At 75.3% G+C, this 9,466-nt stretch carries 10 protein-coding genes; 5 read left to right on the top strand and 5 right to left on the bottom strand.

The annotated features are described in order from the left end of the window. Positions 1-281 precede the first annotated feature (281 nt). Positions 282-1,559: a serine hydrolase domain-containing protein gene (locus ACFU7Z_RS28695; protein WP_380780587.1), complete on the top strand. Its 1,278-nt coding sequence runs from the start codon at positions 282-284 to the stop codon at positions 1,557-1,559. Between the two features lie 122 nt (positions 1,560-1,681). Beyond that, the gene (locus tag ACFU7Z_RS28700; RefSeq protein ID WP_380780589.1) at positions 1,682-2,659 is read left to right on the top strand and encodes a sigma-70 family RNA polymerase sigma factor; all 978 of its coding nucleotides are present in this window, start codon (positions 1,682-1,684) and stop codon (positions 2,657-2,659) included. Here ACFU7Z_RS28700 and ACFU7Z_RS28705 read toward each other — a convergent pair. Further along, positions 2,567-2,968 (bottom strand): hypothetical protein, encoded by a 402-nt coding sequence (locus tag ACFU7Z_RS28705; protein WP_380780591.1) that lies wholly within the window; start codon positions 2,966-2,968, stop codon positions 2,567-2,569. The genes ACFU7Z_RS28700 and ACFU7Z_RS28705 overlap by 93 nt on opposite strands. A gap of 118 nt (positions 2,969-3,086) precedes the next feature. Here ACFU7Z_RS28705 and ACFU7Z_RS28710 point away from each other — a divergent pair, with 118 nt between their 5' ends. Beyond that, the gene (locus ACFU7Z_RS28710; protein ID WP_380780593.1) at positions 3,087-3,578 is read left to right on the top strand and encodes an NUDIX domain-containing protein; all 492 of its coding nucleotides are present in this window, start codon (positions 3,087-3,089) and stop codon (positions 3,576-3,578) included. A 124-nt stretch (positions 3,579-3,702) separates the two neighbouring features. Here the strand turns inward: ACFU7Z_RS28710 and ACFU7Z_RS28715 are convergent, their stop codons facing one another. From ACFU7Z_RS28715 to ACFU7Z_RS28730, 4 genes are all read right to left on the bottom strand, one after another. Then, positions 3,703-4,461: a Clp protease N-terminal domain-containing protein gene (locus ACFU7Z_RS28715; protein WP_117488476.1), complete on the bottom strand. Its 759-nt coding sequence runs from the start codon at positions 4,459-4,461 to the stop codon at positions 3,703-3,705. Positions 4,462-4,537: 76 nt separating this feature from the next. Continuing rightward, on the bottom strand, positions 4,538-5,281 hold the full coding sequence (locus ACFU7Z_RS28720) for a tyrosine-protein phosphatase (protein WP_380780596.1): 744 nt from the start codon (positions 5,279-5,281) through the stop codon (positions 4,538-4,540). A gap of 138 nt (positions 5,282-5,419) precedes the next feature. Continuing rightward, a complete protein-coding gene (locus ACFU7Z_RS28725) occupies positions 5,420-6,178 on the bottom strand; it encodes a VC0807 family protein (protein WP_380780598.1) in 759 nt (252 codons plus the stop codon). 173 nt (positions 6,179-6,351) lie between these two features. Then, positions 6,352-7,053, bottom strand: coding sequence for a hypothetical protein (locus ACFU7Z_RS28730; protein WP_380780600.1), 702 nt, complete (start codon positions 7,051-7,053; stop codon positions 6,352-6,354). Positions 7,054-7,418: 365 nt separating this feature from the next. On the opposite strand from ACFU7Z_RS28730, the gene ACFU7Z_RS28735 reads away from it, so the two are divergent. Beyond that, positions 7,419-8,321, top strand: coding sequence for an RNA polymerase sigma factor (locus ACFU7Z_RS28735; protein WP_380780603.1), 903 nt, complete (start codon positions 7,419-7,421; stop codon positions 8,319-8,321). Further along, positions 8,318-9,412, top strand: a complete 1,095-nt coding sequence (locus ACFU7Z_RS28740) for a hypothetical protein (protein ID WP_380780605.1) — start codon at positions 8,318-8,320, stop codon at positions 9,410-9,412. Before ACFU7Z_RS28735 ends, ACFU7Z_RS28740 begins: the two co-directional genes overlap by 4 nt. The last annotated feature ends 54 nt before the right edge of the window (positions 9,413-9,466 follow it).

Below are 9,466 nucleotides of genomic sequence, written 5' to 3' on the forward strand. Positions count from 1 at the left end.
CGGGTGGCCGGATCGCGGCCGCCCGCCCCCGCCGCGTGATCCCCCGCGCATGCCCCGACCCGCGATCCCCGACGCCCGCCCCCGATGCGCGATCCCTTGATCCCTGACGTGTGGTCAGGGGTGCGCTCGGGGAAGGTTCGGGGCCGTTCCCGGATGTCGCGGCCCGAGGCCGTCCCGAAGACTCTCTCCTGTCCGAGTGCCCGAGCCGCCGTCGGCCGGGCGGGCCGCCGACCAGGGCGGTCCGACTCCCGCCGGGCGAGCCGCCGTTGGAGAGACTCCCCATGAACAGCCCTGCCCGTACCGGTCGTTGGTCCGTCCTCGTGGCGACCGGAGCGCTGCTCGCCGCCGCCACCGTCGGCGTCGCCACGATCGGCGCCGCGACCCCGGCCCTGGCCGCGGCCGCCTCCCCGACTACCTCCCCGGCCACCTCTCCGAGTGCCGTCGACACCACCGCCTCCGCCACGGCCCGCCCCGGTCCGCTGGACCGGGAGTCGCTCGCCGAGACCCTCCACTCGCTGCCCGCTGGCGTCACCGGCGCGCTGGTCCGGGTCGGCGGCCAGGACGCCCGGTGGCGCGGCACCTCGGGGGAGGACGTGCCGGCGAACGCCCGGTTCCGGATCGGCAGCGTCACCAAGGTGTTCACCGCGACGGTGCTGCTCCAGCTCGCCGGCGAGGGCAGGGTGGACCTGGACGGCACCGTCCAGCAGTACCTGCCCGGACTGCTGCCGGCCGGCTACCCGCCGGTCGCCGTACGGCAGTTGCTCAACCACACCAGCGGCCTGCCCGGGGGTGGCGGGATGACCTCCGGGGACGGCAGCACGGCGTGGTTCGCCGCGCACAAGGCGGTCTCCTACAGCCCGCAGCAGGTGGTGGCGGACATGCTCACCCAGCCGAGGAGCTTCGAGCCCGGCGCCGCCCAGCAGTACAACGGCAACAACTACTTCGTCGCCGCGCTGGTGATCGAGAAGGTCACCGGAGACGACTACGCCGACCAGGTGCGGCGGCGCATCACCGGCCCGCTCGGCCTGCACGCCACCTACGTCCCGGCCGCCGACGACCTGACCATCCGCGGCCCGCACGCCACCGGCTACGTGGACGTCCGGAACGCCGACGGCAGCACCGCCCGGGTGGACGTCACCGAGCAGAGCCCGTACCCGTGGGCCGAGGGCGGCATGATCTCCTCCGCCGCCGACCTGGAGCGGTTCTTCGAGGCGCTCTACCGCGGCCGGCTGCTGCGGCCCGCCCAGCAGGCCGAGGTGTTCGCCGTCCCGGAGCTGTTGAACGACCACAACAAGAACTGCGAGATCGGCCCGACCGCCGGGCACGCCTGCTACAGCACGGCCGGCCTGCTGCGCACCGTCCTGCCGAACGGCACCGAGGTCTGGGGCAAGAACGGCTCCCGGCCCGGCTACACCACCGGCGTCTTCGCCACCCGCGACTTCTCCCGCAGCGTGGTCATCGGGCTCAATCCGACCGGCATCACCGGCGAGGAGTTCCCCACCCTGTGGAAGCTGGTGACCACCGGTTTCGGCTCCGGCCAGGCGTACGGGCAGCACTGAGCCCCGCCGCTCCCGGGCGGCCGGAGCGGCCGAACCCGGTCGCGAGCGCCGCTGTCAGTGGGGTGCGCTACGTTCGTCGCGTTCACCAGGGCACACGGCAGGACGACGGGGGCGGGCGCACGATGGCCGACGTGATCACGGAGGAGCCGGTCGAGCTCCAACTGGAGCGGTACCGCACCGAGCTGACCGGCTACTGCTACCGCATGCTCGGCTCGGTCTTCGAGGCCGAGGACGCGGTGCAGGAGACCATGGTCCGCGCCTGGCGCGGGCACCGGGGCTTCGAGGGGCGGGCCGCGCTGCGCTCCTGGCTGTACCGAATAGCCACCAACGTCTGCCTGGACGCGCTGAACGGCCGCAACGGCCGGGCCCGGCCGATGGACCTGGCCGGCCCGGTCACGGTGGCCGCCGCGCACGGCACCCAGCTGCCCGAGGTGACGTGGATCGGCCCGGCGCCGGACGGCCGGGTGCTGCCCGAGACGGGGGATCCGGCCGAGGTGGCCGCCCAGCGGGAGTCGGTGAAGCTGGCCTTCGTCGCCGTGCTCCAGCGGCTCGCGCCCCGGCAGCGGGCGGTGCTGATCCTGCGCGAGGTGCTCGGCTGGAAGGCCGCCGAGGTGGCCGAACTGCTCGGCGTCACGGTGGCCTCGGTCAACAGCGCGCTCCAGCGCGCCCGGGCGGTGCTCGCCACCGACGCCCCGGCGGTCCGGCCGGCCCCCGCGCTGGACGAGGACCACCGCGCGCTGCTGGACCGCTACGTCCGCGCCTTCGAGGCGTACGACATGGACGGCCTCGCCGCGCTGCTGCACGAGGACGTCACGCTCAACATGCCGCCGTTCTCGATGTGGCTGCGCGGGCAGGAGGAGATCCGCGACTGGATGCTGGGCCCCGGGCACGGCTGCCGCGGTTCCCGGCTGCTCCCGGTGACGGCCAACGGCGCCCGGGCCTTCGGCCAGTACCGGCCGAGCCCGGCGGGCGGGTACGAACCGTGGTCGCTGATCATGCTGGAGGTGTCAGGGGGCCGGATCACCGGGGTCACCAACTTCCTGGACACCGAGGCGCTCTTCCCGCTCTTCGGCCTCCCGCCCCGGCTGGCGGCCGAGTAGCTCCACCAGGGCCGCGTCGTCCAGCGGATCGTCGCCCAGCGGGTCGTCGGCCAGCGGGTCGTCGTCCAGCGGAGTGCCGTTCAGCGGATCGTCGGCCAGTGGACCGTCCGGCCCTGGGAACAGTGCCGCGAGCCCGCTGAACACGAGCAGCTCCCGCAGCGGGCCGCTCGCGTTCAGCAGCACCACGCCCACCCGGTGCCGGGCGGCGGCCAGCCGGAGCCGGGCGAGGGCGTCGACGAGGGCGAGGTCGGGGGCGGTCAGCGCGCCCAGGTCACAGGTCAGTACGGCGTCGTACGGTGTGGTCCTCATGCGGGTTGGACCGTCGCGGCGCCGCCGACTCATCGGTCCGGGGGCGAATCCGCCGCTCGGGTCCGGCGTCCGGTGGCAGAGTGGGACGACCGAACCGACCTGCCCCAGGAGAAGCACCGTGACGGCTGAGCCCTTGAAGTCCCGTGAGGAATGGCTGGCGTCCCTGCCCCGGATCTACGCGGCGGCGGGCTGCCTGCTGCGGGACGAGTCCGGCCGGATCCTGATCGTGAAGGCCGGGTACCGCGAGCACTGGCAGTTCCCGGGCGGCACGATCGACCTCGGCGAGGGCCCGGTCGAGTGCGCCGTGCGGGAACTGGAGGAGGAGACCGGCATCGTCCAGGAGGCGGGCGACCTGCTGGCCATCTCCTGGACCCACGCCTCGGCCGAACTCGACCACCCCGCCCAGCACTTCATGTTCGACTTCGGCACCGTCCCGGACGGCACCCCCGTGACCGTCCCGGCCGGTGAGCTGGACGACTACCGCTGGGCCGCCGTCGAGGAGGCGCTGGACCTGCTCGGCCCGGCCCGTTCGGCCCGGCTGCGGGCGGCGCTGGAGGCGGCGGCCGACGGTCGGGTCCGGATCGTCACCACCCACGTCTCCGGCTTCTGATCCGACTGCCGACCCGTTCCGCGCCGGGTTCTGCGCCGGGGTCCGCGCCGGGTTCCGAGCCGGTTTCTGGGCGGAAGTGCCCTGCACCGGGCGGGAGTTCCGTCCGGTGCAGGGCCCCGGCGGCTCACTGCTGAGGATCGGACTCCGTGTTCCGGGCGGCGATGACGGCGGCGATCGCCTCCGCGACGAAGGTCTCCGCCTCCGACTTGTCGACCTTCAGCCCGGCCAGCACGCCCTGGCCGTTCTCCTGCTCCAGCAGCGCGAGCAGGATGTGCTCGGTGCCGACGTAGTTGTGCCCGAGCTTGAGCGCCTCGCGGAAGGTCAGTTCCAGCGCCTTCTTGCTCTCGGCGTCGAACGGGATCAGCGCGGGCAGTTCGTCGGCGGCGGCCGGCAGGGCGGCGCCGGCCACCGCCCGCAGGGCCTCCGGGGTGACGCCCTGGGCGGCGAGCGCCTTCGCGCCGATGCCCTCGGGCTCGGTGATCAGGCCGAGCAGCAGGTGCTCCGTGGTGATCTCGGGGTTGCCCGCCTTGCGGGCCTCCTCCTGTGAGGCCACCACGACCTTGCGGGCCCGGGGGGTGAACCGGCTGAAGCCCTGGCTGGGGTCGAGGTCGTTGGGGGTGCCCGGGTCCTTGGGGACGAACCGCTTCTGGGCGGCCTGCTTGCTGACGCCCATGCTGCGGCCGATGTCGGTCCAGGACGCGCCGGAGCGGCGGGCCTGGTCGACGAAGTGGCCGATGAGGTGGTCGGCGAGGTCGCCGAGGTGGTCGGCGGCGATGACCGCGTCGGAGAGCTGGTCGAGCGCGTCGGGGTGGACCTTCTTGATCGCGGCGATCAGGTCGTCGAGGCGCAGCGGAGTGCTGTTGGGAACAACGGGATTCTCCATGCGTCAACCGTAGGTTGTCGATCCGGGGATCGTCAACCATCGGTTGACGCTATTCGCGGGCGGTGTTCCGGCGTCCTCAGGCGTCCGGCAGCAGTCGTTCCCGGACGGCGGCGATCCGCTCGGGCGCGACACCCGCCGCGAGCAGGTAGCCGTCCGGGTCGAACCCGTCGAGCGCCGCCGCCAGCGCGGCCTCGGCGGTGGTCCCGGCCTCGGCGAGCGCCGCGTCGATCCGGCGGAACGGGTCCGGCAGGCCCAGCATCCCGTACAGCGGGCGGATGTTGGGGCCGCTCAGCAGGTAGTCCCCGGCGATCGCGTCCCGGTCGACCCCGGCCAGGGCGAGCAGCAGCAGGGCGGCCAGGCCGGTGCGGTCACGGCCGGCGCCGCAGTGCACGACCACGCCGCCGGGGCGGGCGCCGGCGATCGCGGAGACCAGCGCGGCGGCGGCGTGCGGGCAGTGGTCCAGGTACGGGCGGAGCGCGAGCGGGGTGCCGTCCAGCTGTCCGTGGGCCTCCCACCAGGCGGGGCCGGCCAGCTCGTCCAGCGGGACGCGGATCAGCTCGACGTCGTCGGGGAGCGGGAGGAGCGGCTTGTACTCCTCGGCGTTGCGCAGGTCGACCACGGTGCGGACGCCGTGGTCGAGGAGGGCGTCCCAGCCCTCGGCGGTGAGGCGGTCCAGGTTGTCCGCCCGGACTATCGCGCCCCGGGCGGTGAGCCGGCCGGAGGCGGTGGGCAGTCCGCCCAGGTCGCGGACGTTCAGGCAGCCGTCCCAGACGAGCGTGCGGTCCTCGGTACTGCTCGGCGCGTGCGTCGTCCGGTTCATGGGGCTCCCCGTTTCCTCGTCGGGGGTCCCGTTACCCCCTCGTTATGAACGACTCCCGGGAGATCCGGATGGTTCCTCGCTGTTCGAGTCCTCGGAACCGGCTGTTCAGAGAAGGAGGCGGGAGGGGCGACCGCCCGCTCAGGCGGCGGTCGGGGCCTCGGCCTCGGCGCCGACCAGCCGCTCCATCGGCTCGACCGCGATCTGACCGAGCATCGAACCGCCCACGATCGCGCCGATCAGGAAGACGGTGGACAGCCAGGCCATGGTCGACACCGGCAGGGTGAAGGCGCCGACCACCCGGGCCGCGCACTCGGCCAGCAGCGCGGTGCCCCAGATGCCCGAGAACAGGCGCTCGTGGCGGTGGAAGGCCCGCGACCCGGCCGCCCGGCCCTCGACCAGGCGCTGCCAGGCGGCGGCGCGCTCCCGTCGGCCCTTGGTGACGAAGGGCATCAGCATCGGGGTCATCACCGGCCGGCCGATCAGTGCGGAGACCAGGATCGCCACCGCCACGGTGCCGCTCAGCCCGCCGTCCTTGGCGATCATCATCCGGGCGTCGCCGGTGACGAAGGTCAGCGCCAGGCCCGCCAGGTTGACGGCCAGCATCAGGGAGGCCCACAGGTTGAGCCTGCGCTCGGACAGCAGGCCGAGGACGGTCCGGGCGGCCGGGAAGGCCGTGCTCCAGGCCAGCGCGGCGAACTCGCTCAGGCCCAGGGCCGAGTGCAGCAGGTAGTAGCCGGCCAGCGGGGCGACCACGTCGAGGGCGAGCGGGCGGAGCCCGGAGACCAGCGGGTTGGGGGCCTTGGCGTGGGCGGCGCCGGTGGCGGCGGTGCTGGTGACGGCGGCGACCGGGGAGGCGACGGTGCTGGTGACGGCGGCGGCACTGACGGTCTGGCTCACGGTGGGTTCCTCCCCGGCTGGTGGCCGCGGGCCACTGCCCGCGTCGTGCCTCCAGTCTTTCCGTCCGACCCTCCGTCAGAGCAGTGCCGTCCGTTGCGTCATCCGCGTGACAGTTGTCATGGTGAGCGCCGTGACACCGCCTCCGACCTGCGGCTTTCCGCTCCCGGGCGGCCCTAGTCCTCGGCGGGGAAGGTCCACAGCTCGCGGCCCAGGGTGTCCAGGCAGCGGACGGTGCGGAAGCGCTCGTCCCCGGCGGACAGGAAGCCCCGCGCGACGCCCGCCAGGACGGTCCGGGCGACGCCGTCGCCCCGGGTCCAGGCGCCGGTCAGCAGCAGGGCCTTGTCGGCCAGCTCGGCGCGCCGCACCCGGGCCACCGAGGCGGCCTCCAGCGCGGCGTTGACCGTCTCCAGCTCGGTGGGGAGGAGGTACGTCTCGCCGGTGGGAGCGCGGTCCGCCTCGGCCCGGCGCCGCAGTTCGGGCAGGCCGTAGTGGCGGACGGCGGCGACGGCGTCGTCCAGCGGGAGCTGCCAGCGCGGCCCGGGCAGCACCTCCCACCAGACGTCCTCGCCGACCGGCAGCACCTCGCCGATCCTGGCCCGCCAGGTCTCGAAGCCGTACCGGGTGCGCGGGTCGGGCCGGTGGCCGGGGAGGTCCGCGACGGTCCAGTCGGTGCGGCGGACGACGCTGAGGTCGAAGGTGAAGGGCACCCGGTCGGCGGTGGGGCGCTCGACCAGGCCGAGCAGCAGCCAGTGGGTCTCGTCCGGCAGGCTGAAGGTCCGGCGCCACCCGGTGAGGCCCAGGGCGCGCAGGGCGGGGGCGAGGTGCTCGCGCAGGCCCTTCGCGTGGAGCTCGCGGAGCTCGTGGGCGGTCGTCATCGCGGTCTTTCCCTGCTGGTCGTGCTGCCGGTGGAGGGCGTCGGCGGTGCCGGCTCCCCGCCCCTTCCGGGCCGGCCGGTGGCGGTCCCCGGCGCGACGGCTCGTACCGCCGGGGAGGGGCGTGCGACCGGGGCCCGCACGGGTCGTGCGTGCGCCCTCGGGCACGGCGGGGCCGGGTGGCGGGCCGGGTGCGTCGGCGGACCCGGCGTCCGGGGCGTCGGCGGCCCGGACTGCTTCGCCTACCGACAACGTAGGCCGGGCGGGCCCGTTCGGGCCGTGGGCGAACGGCAGCAGTCCTCGGGACCTTGGCCCCGGCCGGACCGGTCCTTCGGCCGGAGCCGAAGTGTTCGCCCGAATGGCGCATCATGTGGCGGGTGCAGAGTGCAGAGCGCCCCGGAGCGGGCACCGACGGCCCCGTCGGCCGGTCCGGACCAGTACCACCCGCCGGCCTGCCACCGGGCCCGGCGGCCGCGGCTCCCCCCGATCTGACGGAGGCGGTGCGGGCCGCGCAGGGCGGGGACGAGGAGGCGTTCCGGCTGCTGTTCCGGACCGTCCAGCCGGGCCTGCTGCGCTACCTGCGGGTGCTGGTCGGCGGTCGGCCGGAGGGTGCCCAGGACGCCGAGGACATCGCCTCCGAGGCCTGGCTGCAGATCGCCCGCGACCTGCGCGGCTTCTCCGGCGACGGGGACGGCTTCCGCGGCTGGGCCGCCACCATCGCCCGCCACCGCGCCCTCGACCACCTGCGCGCCCGGCGCCGCCGTCCGGTCGCCGACCTGCCCTTCGAGCAGCTGGTCGAGCTGGCGGCGGGGGACGACACGGCGCGGGCGGCGCTGGCCACGGTCGGCACCGCCGACGCGCTGGCCCTGATCTCCCGGCTGCCGCGCGACCAGGCCGAGGCCGTGCTGCTGCGGGTGGTCATGGAGCTGGACGCGGAGAGCGCCGCCCGGGTGCTCGGCAAGCGGGCCGGCAGCGTCCGGATGGCCGCCCACCGGGGGCTGCGGCGGCTGGCCAAGCTGGTCGAGCCGCTCGCGTCCGGGGGCGGCATCCCGGCGGCCCGGAGCGGCGAGGTGGCGGCCCGGGGCAGCGGGGTGACGGGCGGCGCCGGAGCCGGAACGGCCGAGGGAACGGTGGACGGAACGGCGGACACGGCGGCGGCCGGAGTGGGCGCGGGCGAGGCCGCCGGGCGACCCGCGGGGAAAGCCGCGAAAAAAAGTTCTCCGCAGGGTGTGACAGAACGCCGGGCCGCGACGCTGAAGGACATGAGATGAGCACCAACCGATCCCGTCGGATCGACCGTGATGCCGCCGAGCAGCTGCTCGGTGGTGCCGTGGGCGGCCCGTCGGCCGGGCAGGACGCCTCGCTCACCGGACCGGACGGCGGTCCCGGGCAGCTCGCCCGGGTGCTCGCCGCGGCCGCCGCCCCCGCGACGGCCGGCGAACTGGCCGGGGAGGAGGCCGCCCTGGCCGCGTTCCGGGAGGCGAGTCTCACGCCCGACCCGACAGTGACCCCCGTCCGGAGACGATCGATGGCAACCGCCGCGCTGGCCAGGGCCTTCAGCACGAAGGCCACCGCCGTCGTGCTCGGCGCCACCGCGCTGTGCGGTGTCGCCGTCGCCGCCGGCACCGGCAACCTGCCGTCCGCCCTGGGCGGTGGCCCGTCCGCGCCGGAGCACACGCTCGCCGGCCAGGACGCGGCCACCGGTCCCGCGGCGGGCTCGCCGGCCGCCGGACCGTCCGCGGGTGCGGCCCCGTACGGTGCCGTGGCGTCCGGCTCCGCCCGTCCGTCCGGAAGTGCCTCCGCCGGACCGCAGGCGGTCGTCCCGTCCGACCCCGCGACGCCCGGCACCCCCTCCGCCGAGGGGCGCGGCGGCCGTTCGGCCGTCCCGCCCGCACTGCTCGGCCTCTGCACCGGCTTCACCGACCGTACGGCCAAGGGCGACCGCCCGGCCCGGCTGGTCGGCGATCCGCTGTACGGCCCGCTGGTCACGGCGGCCGGCGGCGCGGACCGGGTGGCGGACTACTGCGAGGCCGCGCTCGACGACGAGGACGGCGACCACCAGGGCGCCGGCACCCCGACGGGCGACCCCGGCCGCGGCAGCACCGGCAAGGGGAACGGCAGCGCCAACAGTGGCGGCAACGGCAACGCCAACAGCGGTGGCAACGGAGGCAATGCCGACGGCAACGCCAATGGCAATGCCAACGGAGGCCGTGGCAACGCCACCAGCGGCGGCAACGGCGAGGACGGCGGCGGCAGCGGGACCAGACCGGGCAAGCCCGGCGTGACCGTGCCCCCACCGGGCGCCGTCCCCCCGTCGGACGTCCGCCCGAGCAGGTCCGCCCGGCCCGGGAACGAGCAGTAGGCCGGGAGGCACCCCCCCAGGACTCCGGGTGGGCGGCGAGCGACTCCCCCCGGG

It is taken from the genome of Kitasatospora sp. NPDC057518, assembly GCF_042802075.1.
GTDB lineage: Bacteria > Actinomycetota > Actinomycetes > Streptomycetales > Streptomycetaceae > Kitasatospora.

Bases quoted from the DNA above. Each gene is read 5' to 3' on its own strand.
- ACFU7Z_RS28715 (WP_117488476.1), bottom strand. From the start codon at position 4,461: ATGGAGAATCCCGTTGTTCCCAACAGCACTCCGCTGCGCCTCGACGAC.
- ACFU7Z_RS28735 (WP_380780603.1), top strand. From the start codon at position 7,419: ATGTGGCGGGTGCAGAGTGCAGAGCGCCCCGGAGCGGGCACCGACGGC.
- ACFU7Z_RS28700 (WP_380780589.1), top strand. From the start codon at position 1,682: ATGGCCGACGTGATCACGGAGGAGCCGGTCGAGCTCCAACTGGAGCGG.
- ACFU7Z_RS28695 (WP_380780587.1), top strand. From the start codon at position 282: ATGAACAGCCCTGCCCGTACCGGTCGTTGGTCCGTCCTCGTGGCGACC.
- ACFU7Z_RS28705 (WP_380780591.1), bottom strand. From the start codon at position 2,968: ATGAGGACCACACCGTACGACGCCGTACTGACCTGTGACCTGGGCGCG.
- ACFU7Z_RS28730 (WP_380780600.1), bottom strand. From the start codon at position 7,053: ATGACGACCGCCCACGAGCTCCGCGAGCTCCACGCGAAGGGCCTGCGC.
- ACFU7Z_RS28720 (WP_380780596.1), bottom strand. From the start codon at position 5,281: ATGAACCGGACGACGCACGCGCCGAGCAGTACCGAGGACCGCACGCTC.
- ACFU7Z_RS28740 (WP_380780605.1), top strand. From the start codon at position 8,318: ATGAGCACCAACCGATCCCGTCGGATCGACCGTGATGCCGCCGAGCAG.